This window comes from Streptococcus mitis (assembly GCF_047464965.1).
Taxonomy (GTDB): domain Bacteria; phylum Bacillota; class Bacilli; order Lactobacillales; family Streptococcaceae; genus Streptococcus; species Streptococcus mitis_DU.
In genome coordinates this window covers 74,963-93,754 of the sequence record NZ_JASHAT010000007.1, presented here as the reverse complement: position 1 = coordinate 93,754, position 18,792 = coordinate 74,963, and the positions used below count along the sequence as shown (strand labels likewise).

At 41.8% G+C, this 18,792-nt stretch carries 21 protein-coding genes, 2 tRNA genes and 1 pseudogene; 11 read left to right on the top strand and 13 right to left on the bottom strand.

All coding sequences use genetic code 11. From position 1 onward, the window contains the following. Positions 1-30: 30 nt before the first annotated feature. The 4 genes from QM408_RS06085 to QM408_RS06070 all read right to left on the bottom strand — a co-directional run bounded on the left by QM408_RS06085 (position 31) and on the right by QM408_RS06070 (position 2,639). Positions 31-103, bottom strand: a tRNA-Lys gene (locus QM408_RS06085). 62 nt (positions 104-165) lie between these two features. Then, the gene (locus tag QM408_RS06080) at positions 166-681 is read right to left on the bottom strand and encodes a DUF308 domain-containing protein (RefSeq protein WP_033681462.1); all 516 of its coding nucleotides are present in this window, start codon (positions 679-681) and stop codon (positions 166-168) included. A 349-nt stretch (positions 682-1,030) separates the two neighbouring features. Next, positions 1,031-1,103, bottom strand: a tRNA-Lys gene (locus QM408_RS06075). Positions 1,104-1,367: 264 nt separating this feature from the next. After that, the gene (locus QM408_RS06070; protein WP_414373936.1) at positions 1,368-2,639 is read right to left on the bottom strand and encodes a replication-associated recombination protein A; all 1,272 of its coding nucleotides are present in this window, start codon (positions 2,637-2,639) and stop codon (positions 1,368-1,370) included. A gap of 115 nt (positions 2,640-2,754) precedes the next feature. Between QM408_RS06070 and QM408_RS06065 the strand changes: the two genes are divergently transcribed. The 8 genes and pseudogenes from QM408_RS06065 (at position 2,755) to QM408_RS06030 (ending at position 10,192) form a co-directional block, all read left to right on the top strand. Beyond that, positions 2,755-3,225, top strand: a complete 471-nt coding sequence (locus QM408_RS06065; RefSeq protein WP_261087014.1) for a DUF3013 family protein — start codon at positions 2,755-2,757, stop codon at positions 3,223-3,225. Positions 3,226-3,243: 18 nt separating this feature from the next. Next, positions 3,244-4,311: a M50 family metallopeptidase gene (locus tag QM408_RS06060; protein WP_192856266.1), complete on the top strand. Its 1,068-nt coding sequence runs from the start codon at positions 3,244-3,246 to the stop codon at positions 4,309-4,311. A 1-nt stretch (position 4,312) separates the two neighbouring features. Next, the gene (locus tag QM408_RS06055; protein ID WP_084861719.1) at positions 4,313-4,738 is read left to right on the top strand and encodes an NUDIX hydrolase; all 426 of its coding nucleotides are present in this window, start codon (positions 4,313-4,315) and stop codon (positions 4,736-4,738) included. 3 nt (positions 4,739-4,741) lie between these two features. Continuing rightward, positions 4,742-5,638: a GIY-YIG nuclease family protein gene (locus QM408_RS06050; protein WP_084861721.1), complete on the top strand. Its 897-nt coding sequence runs from the start codon at positions 4,742-4,744 to the stop codon at positions 5,636-5,638. A 14-nt stretch (positions 5,639-5,652) separates the two neighbouring features. After that, complete coding sequence (gene prmA / locus QM408_RS06045) at positions 5,653-6,603, top strand: 50S ribosomal protein L11 methyltransferase (protein WP_000451129.1); 951 nt, start codon at positions 5,653-5,655, stop codon at positions 6,601-6,603. A 1-nt stretch (position 6,604) separates the two neighbouring features. Beyond that, a complete protein-coding gene (locus tag QM408_RS06040; protein WP_004256076.1) occupies positions 6,605-7,348 on the top strand; it encodes a 16S rRNA (uracil(1498)-N(3))-methyltransferase in 744 nt (247 codons plus the stop codon). Between the two features lie 10 nt (positions 7,349-7,358). After that, a complete protein-coding gene (gene pepF, locus QM408_RS06035; RefSeq protein WP_414373933.1) occupies positions 7,359-9,155 on the top strand; it encodes an oligoendopeptidase F in 1,797 nt (598 codons plus the stop codon). Positions 9,156-9,400: 245 nt separating this feature from the next. After that, positions 9,401-10,192, top strand: a pseudogene (locus tag QM408_RS06030) (DUF2785 domain-containing protein). Between the two features lie 107 nt (positions 10,193-10,299). On the opposite strand, the gene QM408_RS06025 reads toward QM408_RS06030, so the two are convergent. Then, on the bottom strand, positions 10,300-11,064 hold the full coding sequence (locus QM408_RS06025; protein WP_000048148.1) for a (S)-acetoin forming diacetyl reductase: 765 nt from the start codon (positions 11,062-11,064) through the stop codon (positions 10,300-10,302). Between the two features lie 256 nt (positions 11,065-11,320). Between QM408_RS06025 and QM408_RS06020 the strand changes: the two genes are divergently transcribed. After that, complete coding sequence (locus QM408_RS06020) at positions 11,321-11,989, top strand: MIP/aquaporin family protein (protein WP_000714813.1); 669 nt, start codon at positions 11,321-11,323, stop codon at positions 11,987-11,989. 205 nt (positions 11,990-12,194) lie between these two features. Here the strand turns inward: QM408_RS06020 and queF are convergent, their stop codons facing one another. The 7 genes from queF to QM408_RS05985 all read right to left on the bottom strand — a co-directional run bounded on the left by queF (position 12,195) and on the right by QM408_RS05985 (position 15,742). Further along, positions 12,195-12,686, bottom strand: coding sequence for a preQ(1) synthase (gene queF / locus QM408_RS06015; RefSeq protein WP_000082579.1), 492 nt, complete (start codon positions 12,684-12,686; stop codon positions 12,195-12,197). 17 nt (positions 12,687-12,703) lie between these two features. Further along, positions 12,704-13,420, bottom strand: a complete 717-nt coding sequence (gene queE, locus QM408_RS06010; RefSeq protein ID WP_000196453.1) for a 7-carboxy-7-deazaguanine synthase QueE — start codon at positions 13,418-13,420, stop codon at positions 12,704-12,706. Continuing rightward, complete coding sequence (queD, locus tag QM408_RS06005) at positions 13,413-13,856, bottom strand: 6-carboxytetrahydropterin synthase QueD (RefSeq protein ID WP_000464574.1); 444 nt, start codon at positions 13,854-13,856, stop codon at positions 13,413-13,415. The genes queE and queD overlap by 8 nt, the downstream gene beginning before the upstream one ends. After that, positions 13,856-14,509, bottom strand: a complete 654-nt coding sequence (gene queC, locus QM408_RS06000; RefSeq protein WP_049537147.1) for a 7-cyano-7-deazaguanine synthase QueC — start codon at positions 14,507-14,509, stop codon at positions 13,856-13,858. The genes queD and queC overlap by 1 nt, the downstream gene beginning before the upstream one ends. 201 nt (positions 14,510-14,710) lie before the next feature. Then, positions 14,711-15,025, bottom strand: coding sequence for a thioredoxin (trxA, locus tag QM408_RS05995; RefSeq protein WP_001029581.1), 315 nt, complete (start codon positions 15,023-15,025; stop codon positions 14,711-14,713). A 15-nt stretch (positions 15,026-15,040) separates the two neighbouring features. Beyond that, a complete protein-coding gene (locus QM408_RS05990; RefSeq protein ID WP_000570255.1) occupies positions 15,041-15,262 on the bottom strand; it encodes a DUF4649 family protein in 222 nt (73 codons plus the stop codon). A gap of 99 nt (positions 15,263-15,361) precedes the next feature. Then, a complete protein-coding gene (locus tag QM408_RS05985) occupies positions 15,362-15,742 on the bottom strand; it encodes a MarR family winged helix-turn-helix transcriptional regulator (RefSeq protein ID WP_049500882.1) in 381 nt (126 codons plus the stop codon). Between the two features lie 283 nt (positions 15,743-16,025). Here QM408_RS05985 and QM408_RS05980 point away from each other — a divergent pair, with 283 nt between their 5' ends. After that, positions 16,026-16,400 (top strand): CidA/LrgA family protein, encoded by a 375-nt coding sequence (locus QM408_RS05980; RefSeq protein ID WP_261039209.1) that lies wholly within the window; start codon positions 16,026-16,028, stop codon positions 16,398-16,400. Further along, positions 16,397-17,092: an LrgB family protein gene (locus QM408_RS05975; protein WP_001288952.1), complete on the top strand. Its 696-nt coding sequence runs from the start codon at positions 16,397-16,399 to the stop codon at positions 17,090-17,092. Before QM408_RS05980 ends, QM408_RS05975 begins: the two co-directional genes overlap by 4 nt. Before the next feature lie 51 nt (positions 17,093-17,143). Here QM408_RS05975 and gggC read toward each other — a convergent pair whose 3' ends face one another. Beyond that, positions 17,144-18,691, bottom strand: coding sequence for a streptosactin export ABC transporter GggC (gene gggC / locus QM408_RS05970; RefSeq protein ID WP_049544582.1), 1,548 nt, complete (start codon positions 18,689-18,691; stop codon positions 17,144-17,146). Positions 18,692-18,792: the final 101 nt, after the last annotated feature.

The window sequence follows — 18,792 nt, the reverse complement described above, 5'->3', positions numbered from 1 at the left end:
TTTCAAGGCTTATTTCTGTTGATTTAGATGTGCCCCCTGCAGGGCTCGAACCTGCGCCCCATAGCTTAAGAGTCTACTGCTCTACCAACTGAGCTAAGGAGGCAACAGAAAAAGCTGAGAATGTAACTTCCCAGCTTTTTTAATATGCCCAAAATGGCAGCTAGATTATTTACGAAAGGCATCAAGGATATAGGTGAAACCAACAATTAAAAATGCAAAGGCAACGACATAAACGACAAAGACACTTGTAGCTACTGGATTGAACAAAATCACTAGACCTAGTAAAAATGCAAGCAACGCTATCCACATGATATGGTTGCCAATAATAGGGAAAATCAATCCCAGACGATTGCCTTTAAAGAAAGCTATAATGGCTTCTACAATTAACCAAATTCCTAAAATAGTTGGAATGACAACTGGCAGCGTCACAAAGCCATAGGCAACGAGGTAAAGAGCTAAGAGAAGATTAACAATCCCTTGGAAAAGATGAGCTGGTGAGCGAAGCTCTTTTGGTACAGAGAAATAGCCTAAAATAGCTGCTATAGAAGAAACCAGTAAACCAAATGCAATCCACCAGCTGTAAACAACAAGATTAGCTACTGGGTTTGTAAATAGGAAAAGTCCTAAAAGGACAAAAACAACTCCTGCAAGGAATAGCAGTAAACGATTAGAAAATTTCATTTCAATACCCCCTATATAGTATAGTTTGATAATAAAAATATTATACACCTTTTTAGAGGAAATGTCAATAAACAAAATGGAAAATTTGGAAGTTTCAGTCTGATTTATGAAAAGAAAATCAGTTTTTATTATTTTGAAAATAAAAAGAGAAGATAAAATTTGTCTTCTCTACATGAAAATATTGTATGGAATCAAAGCAAAAGTAACTGGCTTTACACTATTTGTAAAGATGTAATTTGATTCAAAAAGAAAAGATAGATTTAAAATGTGGGACAAATGATGGGGTAAATCAGTTATAGACAAGCAAAAAAAGCCTTGATTTACAAGGCTTTTTCCTGTTGTATTTAGATGCCCCCTACAGGGATCGAACCTGTGACCCACGGATTAAGAGTCCGCTGCTCTGCCAGCTGAGCTAAGGAGGCAAAGAAAAAAGCTGTATTGGTGCCGAAACTTCACGGTTTGTATTGAACCCGCGCAATTAAGCAGGTGGGCAACTCGCTCTAACTGAAGCTGTTTCCGTGTGAGACGGCCTACATGCTGTTAGAAGACTTTTGTTTCCCTAATAATACAAAAAATAGTCGGTCAACACTTAAGTGTGAAGTCGTACACCACAGCGTTTCTATGTTTATATAATACCACTTTTTCAAAAAAAATCAAGAGGAAAGTGCAATTTTTTGAAAAGGATTTCAGATTTTTCGCAAACGGTCGATAGCTTCCTTTCTTTGAGCCAAAGCCCGTTCATATTTACCAGTATCTTCTGCTTGGAAATAGTGATGATTACGAATTTTTTCTGGTAGATAGTCTTGCTTGACCCAATTTCCAGGATAGTTGTGTGGATAGAGATAGTCTTGGGCATTCCCCAGTTCCTTGCTTCCACTGTAGTGCCCATCACGCAGGTGTCGCGGAATAGGCAAGTGCCCTGATGTTTTGAGGTCGGCAAGAGCCTTATTCATAGCTACATAGGCTGAGTTGGATTTTGGAGAAAGGGCCAAATCAATCACGACATTGGCAATGAGAATGCGGGCTTCGGGAAAACCAATCTTTTGTGCAGCATCTAGAGCAGTTACGGTGTGAATCTGAGCCTCAGGATTGGCTAAGCCGATATCTTCATAGGCGATAACAGTCAAGCGACGAGCGAGACTTGGCAAATCACCAGCCTCAATCAAGCGGGCAGCATAGTGAAGACTGGCATCAACATCTGAGCCACGGATAGACTTTTGCAGGGCTGAGAGGACATCGTAGTGGCCATCTCCATCCTTATCCATAGTGATGTAGCTTCGCTGCAGGCTATTTTCCATGATGTCTAGAGTAATATGGCGAATGCCCTCATCATTCTCAGGGGTAGAAAGAACAGCCAAGTCCAGTGAGTTGAAGGCAGAACGCAGGTCTCCGTTTGTAGAAGTTGCGATGAAATCCAGCGCATCCTCATCTAGTTCTACTGGGAAATCAAAACCACGCTCAGGGTTACTTAGAGCTATCTGCAGGGCCTCTTTGACGTCTTGGTTAGACAGAGGTTCCAACTCAAAAATTTGAACTCGGCTACGGATGGCAGGAGTGACAGAAAAGAAGGGATTTTCAGTCGTAGCGCCAATCATGATGATCAGACCACTTTCCAAGAGAGGCAAGAGGAAGTCTTGCTTGGTTTTATCTAGTCTATGAATCTCGTCTAGTAATAGGACGAGACCACCAGAGAATTTCGCCTCTTCCGCAATTTCTTGCAGTCGTTTTTTACTATCAACTGTCGCATTGAAAGTTCGAAAGGCATACTTGGTCGTCCCTGCGATGGCAGAGGCAATACTGGTCTTGCCGATTCCCGGAGGTCCATATAGAATCATGGAAGACAGGCGGTTGGCTTCCACCATGCGACGGATGATTTTTCCTTGTCCGACCAGATGCTCCTGGCCGATGACCTGGTCGATGGTTTTAGGGCGCATGCGAAGCGCGAGATTGTCTGGCATAGCAGTCCTTTCTAACGTGGATTTTCTGATGTATATGTGGTAAGATGGTAGTATCTATTTTAGCACATTTCCGAGTAATCGGGGCGATTAAAGAGTCGCATAGAAAGAGGACAAAATGGCAACATATGGATTTTTAGATGTTTTAGAGGAAGAGTTGGAGAAGAATTTTCCCTTTGACTTTGAGATTAGTTGGGACAAGCGCAACCACGCGGTTGAAGTGAGTTTTCTGTTGGAAGCGCAAAATGCTGCAGGTGTGGAGATGGTGGGTGAAGATGGAGATGTTTCATCAGATGACATTCTCTTTGAAGAAGCAGTGCTTTTTTACAATCCAGCCAAATCAACAGTCAATGAGGAAGACTATTTGACTGTCATCCCTTACTTGCCTAAAAAAGGATTTTCTCGCGAATTTTTAGCTTATTTTGCGCTATTCCTTAAAGATACTGCCGAGGTTGGACTAGATGCCCTCATGGACTTTTTGGAAGACCCAGAAGCAGAGGAATTCGTCATGGAATGGAATCAAGAAGTCTTTGAAGAAGGAAAAGTAGGCTTGGAAGAGGGAGAGTTTTACCCTTATCCGAGATACTAGGAGTTGGTTGGAGATTTTATGAAGAAAATTGGGATTTATTTGGTTTATGTGCTAGCTGTTGTCTTTATTATGCTAGCTTTTGCTTGTGGAACCATCGCATTTGCAGAGTTGGGCTATTCTGCATTATTAGTTTTTAGTTTTGGTTATGCTTTTGCTTTTCTAAGCATGTATGTAATCTTGATTCTTCATGAGCTTGGTCATGCATTTTGTGGTTATCTGACAGGCTATCGTCTGGTGGCTTTTGGATTAGGGAACTTTCTTTTAACCAAAAAGTCAGGAAGGCTTCATCTTAGTCGAACAGCAGTTATAAAAAATGTTGGTGCTCAGTATATTGGATTGAAAGAAGATGAAAGCGATCAAAGAATCATCCTGATGCTTTCAGGAGGCTTGATGGTTCATCTCAGCTTGATATTATTGGCGATAGTGTTTGGATTTTTGACAAGAAGCTGGTATTTTGCAGGGACTTGGATTTTTCTTAATTTGTCTTTCTTCCTAAATAACATTTTGCCAGTCGGCATCACCGATGGAGCGAAAATTTGGGAATTGCTACAACAACCTGAAAATACCAAATACGCCTACCTAATGTTGAGGCATTCTGCCCAGACCTTGCTAGCTCCTCAAGAATATGATTTAAAAGACTTTATCATGTCTGTTGATGAGGATGTGAGAGGAAGTTTTGCAGAAAGTGTTCGGACTCTTCAGGGATTGGTATTCATATTGGATGATAATATAGAGCTTGCAAAGCAACAGTTTCAGTCTGTGTTAGAGAAAACAGATAATCCAATGTCTAAAACTAGTTCTCAATTATACCTTCTTCAAGTTGCTCTGATGGAAGGAGATAATAAGAATGCGGAAGAATATGCAAGTATTCGAGGGGTCAAATCCTTTTTATCTATAAAAACAGCAGATATGCAGGTCATTCAAGCTTGGTATCAATTTAAAGTAAAGAAAGATGTAGTTCAAACTCACAAGGCTATGAAGCTTGCTAGACAGAAAATGAATAGCAGCCGGATGTTACGGGATGAGAAAAGCTATTATGAAAACTGGTTAGCCGAGCTGGAAAAGGAATTAACCGAAGGAGTCTAATATGGAAATAGAGATTTCTGATTTCACAGGCTGTAAGATTGCTTTGTTTTGTGGGGATAAGCTTTTGACTATCTTACGCGATGATAAGGCAAGCATTCCCTGGCCCAATATGTGGGAACTGCCCGGTGGGGGACGAGAGGGGGATGAAAGTCCTTTTGAGTGCGTGGCGCGTGAAGTTTATGAAGAACTGGGAATTCATCTGACTGAGGATTATCTGCTTTGGAGTAAGGTTTATCCAAGTATGCTTTTTGCGGATAAACAATCTGTATTTTTAGTCGGCCAGTTGACACAGGATCAGTTTGACAGTATCACCTTTGGAGATGAAGGACAGAGCTATCAGCTCATGAATGTCGAGGAATTTCTTAGTTCCAGTCAAGTTGTCCCTCAGTTGCAGGATAGAGTGAGAGATTATATGGAGGAAGTTTGATAAATGGCGAAGCGTAGCAAAAATATCAATATGTTTCTCATGGATGGTGAAGTGACTGGAAAAATCAAATGTACTTTGTCAAATTGGACGGGAGTGATTTACAAAATACCTCGTATTCAGTTGGGAGATTTAAAGTCGCGTGATGAAATGAAACAAAGTGGTATTTATTTCTTATTTGGTCGAGATGAAGATAAACAGAAAGATGTGACCTATATTGGTCAGGCGACAACTCGGAAAAATGGTGAAGGGGTATTGTTGCGAATTCAAGAGCATACCCGTGATAGTCATGCAGATTATTTTAATGATGTCATCATTCTAACAACTCAAAATAATTCTTTCGGTCCAACAGAAATTAGCTATTTGGAAAATAAATTTACTCAACTTGCTAAAGAAGCTGGTCGCTACATTGTGAAAAATGGGAATGATCCAAATCCTGGTAATGTAACTGAGGAAAAGGAATCTGAACTGGATGAAATTGTTGAAAATACGCTAATGATTATTGGAACTTTAGGTTATCGTGTTTTTGTTCCAATGACAAAGAAAGTTAGTCAAGATCTGACTGATAATCATTCAACTTATCTTTATTTAAAGCGTAAAACTAAGAAATCTAACAAAGTAATAGAAGCAACTTGTGAACGGACAACTGAAGGTTTTGTTGTTTTAGAAGGAAGTCAAGTAGAAATAAAGGATTCTCCATACCTTCCAGCAAGTTTAAAAGAAATGCGTCAGAATTTAATAGCTTCTCGGGTCATTCAAGATGGAGTGTTAAAAGAAAAACAACTCTTTTCTAGCCCTTCTTATGCAGCGGCTTTTTTGCTGGGTATGCAAACGAACGGTCGAACTGATTGGAAAGACCAGGATGGAAGAACTTTAAAAGAATTGGAAGAATTAATAGATTGATAAGGAAAAATTAAATGGAAACATGGCAAGAGTTAAAAGTAACGGTTAAGCGTGAGGGGGAGGAGTTGGTTTCCAACCTCTTGATTGAGCTGGGAGCTCAAGGAGTCGCAATCGAAGACAGTATGGACTATATGGGAAATGTTGACCGCTTCGGAGAGATTTTCCCAGAGGTTGAGCAGCAAGAAGAAATCGTAGTGACAGCCTACTACCCTGATACAGTTGATATAGCAACGGTTGAGGCAGACTTGCAGGCCCGTCTCGCGGAACTAACTGATTTTATGGACTTGGGAGAGGTCAAGATGGGGACGACTGCCTTGGCTGAGGAAGACTGGGCAGACAACTGGAAGAAATACTATGAACCAGCTCGTATCACTCATGATTTGACCATCGTGCCGTCTTGGACGGACTATGAGGCGACTGCTGGGGAAAAGATTATCAAGCTGGATCCAGGTATGGCTTTTGGTACGGGGACCCATCCAACCACTAAGATGAGCCTCTTTGCCTTGGAGCAGGTTCTTCGTGGTGGGGAAACAGTGCTAGATGTGGGTACTGGTTCAGGGGTTCTCTCTATTGCCAGCTCGCTACTTGGTGCCAAGGAAATCTTTGCCTACGACCTGGATGATGTGGCAGTTCGTGTTGCTCAGGAAAATATTGAGCTCAACCCTGGTATGGAAAACATTCATGTAGCAGCAGGAGACTTGCTTAAGGGAGTTGAGATTGAGGCAGATGTGATTGTGGCTAATATCTTGGCGGATATCCTTATTCATTTGACGGATGATGCTTACCGCTTGGTCAAGGATGAAGGCTACCTCATCATGAGTGGCATTATCAAGGACAAGTGGGACATGGTGCGCGAGTCGGCTGAGTCAGCTGGATTTTTCCTCGAAACTCACATGGTTCAAGGGGAATGGAATGCCTGTGTCTTTAAGAAAACCAAGGATATTTCCGGTGTGATTGGAGGCTAGCATGCAGCAGTATTTTGTCAAGGGGAGTGCAGTCTCTCCTGTCACCATCGAGGACAAGGAAACCAGCAAGCATATGTTTCAGGTTATGCGCTTGAAAGAAGATGATGAGGTGACCTTAGTCTTTGATGATGGTATCAAGCGTTTGGCGCGCGTCTTGGATGTTGAAAATCGTCAGTTTGAGTTGGTTGAAAAGTTAGCTGACAACGTGGAATTACCAATCCAGGTGACCATCGCATCTGGCTTTCCCAAGGGCGACAAGCTCGAGTTTATCACTCAAAAAGTAACTGAACTGGGCGCCAGCCAGATTTGGTCCTTCCCTGCCGATTGGTCGGTCGCCAAATGGGATGGCAAGAAATTGGGTAAAAAGATTGAAAAACTAGAAAAAATTGCCCTTGGAGCAGCAGAACAAAGCAAGCGTAATCTAGTACCAAGTGTCACACTTTTCGAGAAAAAATCAGACTTTCTAGCTCAACTGGACCAATTTGACTCTATCGTAGTGGCTTATGAAGAGTCGGCCAAAGAAGGAGAAGCCGCTGCGCTTTTACAAGCAGTTAATGGACTCGAGAAGGGAGCCAAATTGCTCTTTATCTTTGGTCCAGAAGGTGGTCTGTCACCTGCAGAAATCGAAAGTTTTGAAGCTAAGGGAGCAGTCTTGGCAGGTCTTGGTCCTCGTATTTTGCGAGCAGAAACAGCACCGCTTTACGCCTTATCAGCCCTTAGTGTTTTATTAGAATTAGAGAAATAAGAGGAAGAAAATGGAACAAAAACACCGTTCAGAATTTCCAGAGAAGGAACTTTGGGATTTAACAGCCCTATACCAAGACCGTGAGGATTTCTTGCGTGCAATCGAGAAGGCTCGTGAAGACATCAACCAGTTTAGCCGTGACTACAAGGGCAATCTTCACACTTTTGAAGATTTCGAGAAGGCCTTTGCGGAATTGGAACAAATCTACATTCAGATGAGCCATATTGGTAACTATGGCTTTATGCCTCAGACGACAGACTATAGCAATGACGAATTTGCCAACATTGCCCAAGCTGGGATGGAATTTGAAACAGATGCTAGCGTAGCCTTGACCTTCTTTGACGATGCCTTGGTGGAAGCTGATGAGGAAGTCTTGGACCGTTTGGGTAAATTGCCACATTTAACAGCTACCATTCGTCAGGCAAAAATCAAAAAAGCCCACTATCTAGGGGCTGATGTGGAGAAGGCCTTGACCAATCTCGGTGAAGTTTTCTACAGTCCGCAGGATATTTACACTAAGATGCGAGCTGGGGATTTTGAAATGGCTGACTTTGAAGCTCATGGCAAGACCTACAAAAACAGCTTTGTGACCTATGAAAATTTCTACCAAAATCACGAGGATGCTGAAGTTCGTGAGAAATCCTTCCGTTCCTTCTCAGAAGGACTTCGTAAGCACCAAAATACGGCTGCTGCGGCCTATTTAGCACAAGTTAAGTCTGAAAAACTATTGGCAGATATGAAGGGCTACGACTCAGTCTTTGATTATCTTCTAGCTGAACAAGAAGTGGACCGTGCCATGTTTGACCGCCAAATTGACCTGATTATGAAAGATTTTGCGCCAGTTGCCCAGAGATACCTCAAGCATGTTGCCAAGGTCAATGGTCTTGAAAAGATGACCTTTGCAGACTGGAAATTGGACTTGGACAGCGCCTTGAATCCTGAAGTGACTATTGACGACGCCTATGATTTGGTCATGAAGTCGGTAGAGCCTTTGGGGCAAGAATATTGTCAGGAAGTTGCTCGCTATCAAGAAGAGCGCTGGGTGGACTTTGCTGCCAATAGTGGTAAGGATTCTGGTGGTTATGCGGCGGATCCATATCGCGTGCACCCTTATGTCCTCATGAGTTGGACAGGTCGTTTGAGCGATGTCTATACCCTGATTCATGAAATTGGGCATTCTGGTCAATTCATCTTTTCAGACAATCACCAAAGTTACTTCAACGCCCACATGTCTACTTACTATGTCGAAGCGCCGTCAACCTTCAATGAATTGCTTTTAAGTGATTACTTGGAACACCAGTCTGACGATCCGCGTCAAAAACGCTTCGCTCTTGCCCACCGCTTGACAGATACCTACTTCCATAATTTCATTACCCACCTCTTGGAAGCAGCCTTCCAGCGCAAGGTTTATACACTGATTGAAGAGGGAGAAACATTTGGAGCAAGCAAGCTTAATAGCATTATGAAGGAAGTCTTGACAGACTTCTGGGGAGGTGCCATTGAAATTGACGACGATGCGGCTCTGACTTGGATGCGCCAAGCTCACTACTACATGGGCTTGTATAGCTACACTTACTCTGCTGGTCTTGTTATCTCGACTGCGGGTTACCTCCATCTGAAAAATTCAGAAACTGGAGCCGAAGACTGGCTCAACCTCCTCAAATCAGGTGGCAGCAAGACACCGCTTGAGTCAGCCATGATTATCGGAGCGGATATCTCAACAGACAAACCACTCCGTGATACCATTCAGTTCTTGTCAGACACAGTTGACCAGATTATTGCCTACAGTGCCCAGTTGGGAGAGTAGGGGGATAGAAAGATTGTTCTAGAATGATGTTTATGGGTTTGTTAAGCGTCATTATAATTGGCTTGGCTGTAGCTATTTTCAAACACGCCGTTGAAGGTCATGATGTTAAAATTGAACTTGCGGTAAGTTGGTATTGATAGTTATTTACTTCATTTTTTATCAGATTGTATTTAATTGAGAATTCAATATTAAGTCATTTAAGGACGGCTTTTTGAACAGTTGTTAGAAGTGTAGAGTTATTGCCCATGTATCAAGAGTTACTTAGAAAAATAGCAGAAGAAAAACCAAGTTATCATCAGGAGGAAATCCAATGGTTGCTTGATCATTTGGGAGATTCTTCTCCAGAAATTCGCGATGACCTTGTTTTTACAAGCTTTGCTAGAGGGATTCAGGAAGAGCTATTTACACAGGAACAATTTCATTTCATTGCTGAAGGGATTTCATCTGATGGAGGGTTAGATAAAGAGATTGATAAGGTAGGCCTGTCAACCCTTGAACGTTCTTTTAGGGCGCTTATTTATGCAAATCTCTTGTCTGCAGATGCCAACCAGCAATCGATTTTTTATCAGGGATTAAAAGCAGAAATTCGTAATGTCCTTTTAAATCAAGGGTTGTACTATCTTTCAAAAGAAAAGGATACAACAGGTTTTTCAAGTCAGTATGGTTGGGTTCATGCTTTTGCACATGGAGCCGATTTACTGACAGAGGTGGTTTGTCATCCAGACTTTCCTAAAAACAGAATTCATGAAGTATTTGAGATACTTGGCTAACTATTTAAAAGAATTTCCATTCGTTTTACAGATGATGAGGATTGGCGTTTAGCCAGAGTACTTTATGAACCTATTTTACAAGGGAAGTTGGAGCAAGAGCAAGTAGCTTCTTGGATAAAAGCTGTTGACTTTCCGATAGAAGAAAGGGAAGATTTTTATAAATTTTCCAACTTCAGATCCTGTCTGTTGGAAGTCTATGTCCAACTTGACCAGAGAAATAGTTTACAAGATGACTTGAAAGAAGCCATCCAGTCTTTTCAATACTAAGGATAAGCTAATATTATTTATTGAAAGAGTTTCTATTGTATCCTCCTAACTAATAATGAGAACTAATAAAAGAGGTTGAATCATTTTCCAACCTCTTTTTGTGTATCTTAATGGAATTGCATACCACCATCAACGATAATGGTTTGTCCTGTAATGTAGTTTGAATCTGGTCCTGCAAGGAAGCTGACGGCTGCAGCCACATCTTCTGGTTCAGATAGACGTTTTAGAGTAATATCTTTTGCAAATGTCTGCATACCCCACTCGTCATCTTTTCCTGCATTTTTACCAACTTCATGAGCGATGTCGTACATCATTGGTGTTTTCACAATACCTGGTGCGTAGGCGTTAACAGTGATTCCTGAGTCTGCTAAATCACGGGCTAATGTTTGCGTAATTCCGCGAACAGCAAATTTGGTTCCACCATAAACAGTTAGATTTGGATTACCGACTACACCAGCTTGAGAAGTTGCGTTGATAATTTTACCTCCGTGGCCAAGTGCTTTAAATTGCGCTTGTGCAGCTTGTGACCCCCAAATGACACCACCAACGTTGATACCGAAGGTACGTGTAAATTGTTCCTCAGTAATTGTATCAAGAGGAGTAGTTGGAGCAACTCCAGCGTTATTTACGACAACATTCAAATCACCAAAATGGTCAACAACCTGTTGAAATGCTTGGGCAACTTCTGCCTGTTTCGAAACATCAGCTACGACAGCAAAGGCATTTTCAGCTGATAATTCGGCAACAGCCTTTTCAGCTGTTTCGGGATTGTAGTCTAAGACTCCTACCTTAAAGCCATCTTGAACCAATCGTTTCGCAATTGCAAAACCGATTCCTTGACCTGCACCTGTGACAATAGCAACTTTAGACATATGATTCCTCCTTGGTATTCACGATACCATTCAAACGTTCATAAAAGAACAGCAAAGGTTTACAAATGAGCTTTTATAATGAGTTTTGTAACCCCTATCAAAACTACGCTATTAGTATACACCTTTGAAAAAAATGTTTCAAATAAACACTACCGTTTTTACAGAATTTTAACCTGAAATTTCCAATCAATTTTCTTGAAACCCTTTCCCTCTTTTGATAGACTAGTATCTAGTTTTTGAAAAAAGGAGAAAGAAAATGAAAAAATTTGTTGCTGAATTAATCGGTACTTTCATGCTTGTGTTCATTGGAACAGGAGCTGTTGTTTTTGGAAATGGTCTTGATGGCCTTGGTCACCTTGGAATCGCCTTTGCCTTCGGTTTGGCCATCGTGGTTGCTGCTTACTCAATCGGAACTGTTTCAGGTGCTCACTTGAACCCAGCGGTTTCGATTGCTATGTTTGTAAACAAACGTTTGTCATCTTCAGAACTTGTAAACTACATCCTTGGACAAGTAGTTGGAGCCTTCATCGCTTCTGGCGCGGTCTTCTTCCTCTTGTCGAACGCAGGTATGTCAACTGCTAGTCTTGGTGAAAATGCCTTGGCAAACGGGGTTACTGTCTTTGGTGGTTTCTTGTTTGAAGTGATTGCAACCTTCTTGTTTGTCTTGGTTATTATGACCGTGACTTCAGAAAGCAAGGGAAATGGCGCGATTGCTGGTTTGGTAATCGGTTTGTCCTTGATGGCCATGATCCTTGTGGGATTGAACATCACTGGACTTTCAGTTAACCCAGCTCGTAGCCTGGCTCCTGCTGTATTGGTAGGTGGCGCAGCCCTTCAACAAGTATGGATTTTCATCCTTGCCCCAATCGTTGGTGGAGTTCTTGCAGCACTTGTTGCTAAAAATTTCCTTGGAACAGAAGAATAATTGAAACTAAAAAAGCCTTGCTCCTCAGTTTGAGGAACAGGGCTTTTTCGTATTTATACTTAATGAAAATCAAAGAGCAAACTAATAAACTATCCGCAGGTTGCTCAATATATTACTTTGAGGTTGTGGATAGAACTGACGAAGTCAGTAACCATACCTACGGCAAGGCGACGTTGACGAAGTTTGAAGAGATTTTCGAAGAGTATTAACGGTTGTCAATTTTCTCTGGATAAAGATCGTGTTGGAAGAGGCGTTGTTCTGCCAGGCCTTCATACTTGGTTCCAGGCTTGCCGTAGTTGTAGTAGGGGTCGATTGAAATTCCACCACGCGGAGTGAATTTTCCCCAAACCTCTAAATAGCGAGGGTCTAGCAAATTGACCAAGTCTTTCCCGATGGTGTTGATACAGTTTTCGTGGAAATCGCCATGATTTCTATAACTAAAAAGGTAGAGTTTGAGGGATTTTGACTCGACGCAGAGCTTGTCAGGAATGTAGGAAATATAAATGGTCGCAAAGTCTGGTTGAGCAGTGATTGGGCACAGGGAGGTAAATTCAGGACAGTTGAATTTGATGAAATAGTCATTTTCCACATGACGATTGTCAAAAGACTCGAGGACTTCGGGTTGATAGTCAAAAATGTAGTTGGTTTCTTTGTTGCCGAGGAGGCTTAGGTTTTTCATTTCTTCTTGTTGTGACATGATTTTTTCTTTCTAATTTAAACACCACGTTGGTTGTCGTAGAGGAGGGTATGGAGTTGAGGAAGGACACGGACATTGCCCCAGCTATCGTCAGCAGCGACGCGTTCCCAGAGTTCTTTGAGGCGGTCCAGTTGGTCTTGGACAATATTTCCTGTGGCCTTGGGCTCAGGATTTCCTGCAGATAAGAAGAGAACATCTGGTTGGTAGCGTTCTTGAATCCCTTTAGCAAAGGCCAAATCAGCATCATCAAAGACAGGGATTTTAAAGGTGACCTTGTCTGGATCTAGTTGGGAAACGATAAAGTCCAAGGTCTCAAAGTTGACTTCCATCTTAGATGAAGGAGGTTTGGGACTCAGGGTGACCTGGTCGATATCTTTTAACCAATTTTGCCAGCGAGAGCCTTGGGTCTCAACAGCAAGGGTGACACCACGTTCCTTGAGCTTAGTGACCAGTTCAGCCATGTTGGCTGCTAGGATAGCGGGATTTCCGCCAGACAGGGTTACATAGTCGTAGTTCCCTAGTTTATCCAAGGCAGCAATGACTTCGTCAGCTGTCATGCGAGTTGGTTTTTCAGAACCATCCCAAGTAAAGGCAGAGTCGCACCAGTCGCAGTGGTAGTCGCAACCAGCAGTGCGGACAAACATTGTTTTCTGCCCAATAGCACGGCCTTCACCTTGAAAGGTAGGGCCAAAAATTTCCAGAACTGGTAGTTTGAGGACACGTTCCCTAGTCATCTAACCACTCCCGTCTAAACTCTGCAAAGGAAGTCGGAGTTTCATAGAGGCGAACGTATTCCAAACGAAGACCGCGTTTGTCGGGCAACTCTTGATTCATGGTTTGGAAAATCCAGTAAACCATATTTTCAGCAGTCGTGTTCATATAAGGCAGGGTTTCATTGAGATAGCGATGATCCAAGTGGGGCTCTAAGTAGTTCTTGTAGATCGCTTTGATGTCTCCAAAATCGTAGGTCATACCACGTTCATCTAAAAATCCACTGACAGCAATCTGCAGATGATAGGTGTGGCCGTGCAGGGACTTGCATTTTCCTTCATAGTGAAAGAGGTGGTGGGCAGCATCAAAGGTAAATTCTTTTGATACCAAGGTTCTGTGAGGATTGTAGACAAGCGACTCCCCAGTTTCCTGTTTGATTTCTTTGGGTGCAAAAAACATTAGTCCTCTCCTTTCTGTGAGAGATAAACATCTAACCCATGTTGACGTAGGTGGCAGGCGGGACAATCTCCACAGCCACTTCCGATAATCCCGTTGTAGCAGGTTAAGGTCTTTTCACGAACATAGTCAAAGGCACCGAGTTGGTCGGCTAATTCCCAAGTTTCAGCCTTGTCTAGCCACATGAGAGGTGTTTGGATAACAAAGTCGTAATCCATAGCAAGGTTGAGGGTAACATTAAGAGATTTGACGAAGACATCCCGACAATCGGGGTAGCCTGAGAAGTCTGTCTCGCAGACACCTGTCACGATATCTTTAATACCTCGTTGCTTAGCAAGGACTGCCGCAAAGGATAGAAAGAGGTGGTTGCGACCGTCAACGAAGGTATTGGGAACCTCTCCCTCTTTTTGCTCAATCTCCATATCAGAGGTCAGGGCATTTTCAGTGATTTGCCCCAGCAGAGACATATCTAGGATGTGATGACGAATCCCCTGTTCCTTGGCGATTTCTCTAGCAACTTGAATTTCGAGATGATGACGTTGGCCGTAGGCAAAGGTAACTGCTTCGACCGTTTCATAGTGTTCTTTAGCCCAAAAGAGGCAGGTTGTAGAATCTTGACCGCCACTAAAGACGACCAAGGCTGATTGACGTTTCATAGTACTCCTTCCAAAATGGGGAATGTTCAGAGCACGCAAAAAGCTCCCTTGAGGGAGCTAAAAAATACCAAGTCAAGGTTTTTTTTAGCGATGGCATGTCCCAAACATCGTAATATTCTACTTACAGTCTAGCATATTTTTTGAAAAATGGCAAAGGACAAGAAAAAAGAGACCAAAGCAAGTACTTGGTCTCTCAGTTGATTAGCTCAATTCAGCAACAATTGCCTTGATTTGTTCTGCTGTGTGAACACCAGCAACTTGTTTCACCACTTGGCCGTCTTTTTTGAAGAGAAGGGTTGGGATAGACATGATTCCAAAAGCACGAGCTGTGTTTGGATTTTCATCAACGTCCATTTTAACGATTTTCAAAACATCTTCTGAAAGTTCTTCAGACAATTTGTCCAAGATTGGACCTTGCATACGACATGGACCACACCAAGTTGCCCAGAAGTCTACCAAGACCAAACCGTCTTTTGTTTCTTGTTCGAATGTTGCATCTGTAATTGCTTTTGCCATTGTATTTCTCCTTTTTTAGTTATATTGGCTTAAATCTTGTTTCTTGAGATAGAAGAAGATATCTCCATAAGTCCCATGGTAGTCCAAATCATGACCGTTGTAAGTTAATTTTTGGACAGGGTAGTAGTCTGCGACGCCGATAAGGCAAGCTTGTTGTGAACGATCAAAGTCTTCATAAGATTCGAAAGTTACAGTTCTTTCGTTCTTGCTGGCATCTAGATAGGTAATTTCAATCATTTTAAAAACTCCTTTGTTTAATGATGACTTTATTTTACTCCTTGTAAAAGAGAATGTCAAGAAAAATGATTGCGCACGCAACTTTTTTCTAAAATCATCTTAAATCAAGAAATCTAAACCAGTTTCCAAGCTTGCTTCGACAGCCTTTTGTAGAGAGGCCAGTGTCTTTTGCCCATCACTTGTCAGGCAGATAAAGCTAGAGCGTCTATCTTGAACACAACACCTGCGACTAAGTAGACCGCAATTTTTGGCTTCCAAGCGAGCCACCATCCGAGAAACAGCGCTCGGGCTCAGATGAAGTTTATCTGGCAGGTCAATCTGGCGTAGAGATTTTTCTTGAGCCAAGTCCAGATAGTAGAGCAGGTAGAACTCTTTCAAGGTCAGACTTTGCTCGCTCTGCTGGGCAATAGTCTCTTCTAAGAGACTTTCAATTTCTTTCTGACGCCAATTGAAGTCAAACCATTTTTCCAAATAGGTCATAGTCTCTCCTTTCTTTTTAGAGTTATAACATAGAAGAATGTCCATTCACGGACAGTCTCTGCATCACAAGATGATTGCGCATGCAATAATTATACTACTTTTCAAAAGAGCTGGCAAGAAGGACGCTGGAATATTTTATCCTAAATCATGCCTGTTTTCACAAGTCAAGAATTGTTTGTATCCCCTTTCTTCTCAAACTTTCATCAACTCTTGTGCATTTCCTTGAAATTTTCTGAAAAAAGAGTAAACTGGTATGCAAGAAGTCTATTTCGTGGAGTTTAGGATGAAATTATATGTTCAATTAATGATTCTCTTTGTGATTTCTCTAATCGGAGAGGGGATTTCCAGTTTCTTTCATTTGCCCATCCCAGGCAGTATTATCGGTTTGATTATTCTCTTTATCGCCCTACAATTCAAGTGGCTGAGAACCAGACATGTCAACATGGTAGGGAACTTCTTGCTGGCCAATATGACCATTCTCTTTTTGCCACCAGCAGTGGGAATCATGGAGAAGTTTGATGTGATTGCTCCCTATCTTTTGCCAATTGTTTTGATTGTCTTTTTTGCAGCAGTCATCAATATTATCCTCATAGCCTTGGTAGTTCAGTTTATCAAGAGACGGTTTGAGGGAGATTATGAGAAAGGAGATTCCAAATGAGTGAATTTGTTTCCAATCCCCTGTTTGGGCTTGCCCTGTCTATCTTAGCCTATCTAGTGGGGATGTTGATTTACAGACGTTTTCCCCATCCATTGACAACGCCCTTGCTTTTGTCAGCTGTTTTCATTATCATCTTTCTAAAGGTGACGGGTATTTCTTACCAAGATTACTACCAAGGTGGGGTTTATTTGAACAACTTGATTGTCCCATCGACTGTGGCTCTAGGGATTCCGCTTTATAAGAGTTTTCATTTGATGAAGCACCATGCTCGGAGTATTCTCTTTGGTAGTTTGTTAGCGGTAGTGGTCAATACCTCTTTCACAGCCCTTGTGGCTAAAATCTTTGGCATGGACTTTTTCTTAGCCATTTCTCTCTTTCCCAAGTCTGTAACAACCGCCATGGCAGTGGGAATCACAGAAAAATTGCAAGGCTTGACGACTGTGACCTTGGTCGTTGTAGTCGCAACTGGTATTTTAACCAGTGTCATCGGCCCAACCCTTTTGAAGTGGTTGAAAATTGACGACCCAGTAGCTGTTGGTCTTTCTCTTGGAGGAACAGGCCACGCAGTTGGAACAGGCACAGCCTTTCGATATGGCTCTGTAGCAGGAGCTATGGGTGGTTTGGCTATCGGTGTTACCGGTATTCTCTATGTCTTTGTTAGCCCTATCGTAGCCAGTTTGATATTGAGTTAAAAAGCAAGGAATTCGGGTTCCTTGCTTTTTAAAATCGTATGTTATAGACTATTACTTTTCTTTACTTAAGTGAATGACTTGGTCATAGTGTTTTAAGTCTTCTTCCGTGTAGTGGTGAATGACTTCAATGACTGTTTGAGGTAGGGAGAAGAGCAAGTCGCTAATTTTTCTGCTATTTTCCGAGTCAAGATTGGCCTTAATCTCATCTGCTAAGATGAGTTGGCTATCATGGTAGAGGGCTCGAGCGATTTCGAGGCGTTGTTTCTCGCCACCAGACAGACTATCATTGCTGAGCGTTCGATTTTTCAAATGTTCTAATCCTGTTTTTTTGAGGATATGATTTAAAGTCTCTGGATTTTTATCTAGTCCTAGAAGGATATTGTCGTCCAGAGATAGCGTGTCAAAGTAATGGCTATCTTGGAGGATATAGGAACTAAAGCTTGTGATTTCTTTACGTGACAGGTTTTGACCAGCAAAGCTAATCTGTCCACTTGTTGATGTCTCTTTTCCATGAATGATATTGAGCAGGGTTGTTTTACCAGAGCCACTTTCCCCGATAATGGCGATTTTTTCTCCTTGCTTGATGTGTATGGAAATCGGAGATAAGAGGATATTCCCATCTTTTTCAAGGGAGATGGTGTTAAGTTGGATAGGGAAAATATTTTCTATGCTTCTAGGAGAGGTGGAGTCAGACTGGCCCAAAAGTTCTTGGTATTTGTTGAGAAGAGTTCGAGTAGCTTTTCGGGTGTTGGTAAAGTAAGCCAACTCTTGGAATTGATAGCCGATATTATGGGAAACTAGATAGATGGCCACAAAACTCGCCGCATCTAAATAATTATAGTAGGTCATAAAGCCACCGATGACGATTGGTGTGACAGAACAAAAGGCATCGATGCTATTGATCAAGAGACTGTTTAAAGTTCGTTGCTTTTCATAGTTAATTTCGGTATCTAGACTGGTTTGTAATTGCTTTTGATAGCGAGCAAAAAAGTAGTCTTGCCCCTGATAATGGCGAATTTGTTGGCTACCACCAATAAAATTTGTCAAGCTTGCTAAGTAGCTCTGGTTAACAGTGGACCGCTTTTCAGAAAGTGAATCCAAACGCTTTGATCCGATAGCACTGCAGAGTACAGGAAAGGAGTAGAAGAGGATGAAAATCAAGCCCAGGTAAAAATTGGTCCATAGGGCATAGAGAATGGACACAGTGGTAAAGCCCAGAGAAGAAATGATGATGATCGTTGGCTCAATATAGTTTTCTTCTAGTTGCTTGACGTCGTTTTCTAGGTCGGACAAGATATCTTTTTCATCAATCTCATAACTGTTTAAAAATCGCTTGAAAATAGCACTCTTGATTCCATATTTGAAGTCAGTAATCAAACGAGCGTAGTAATAACGTTTCCCAGCCAAACCCAGTAAGAGGATGAGATTACCAAGGATTCCTAAAATCAAAACTTTCCAAAGAAGGCCTAGTTCTTGATTGGTAAAACTAGCAACAATATTTTGAACAAGGGCTGGTGTGATAATTGCTTCCAGCCAAGTAATGGCAATAGAAAAGAAGTAAAGTATGAGGTGCTTCTTAGTAACAAATCTTTTCAGCATAAAGAGTTGCCCTCCTTATCGATATACATGTAATCAATTTTAAAGTTATTATACTCTTTTTTATTAAATACTTCATATTAAAAATGTAAGTCCTGAGAACG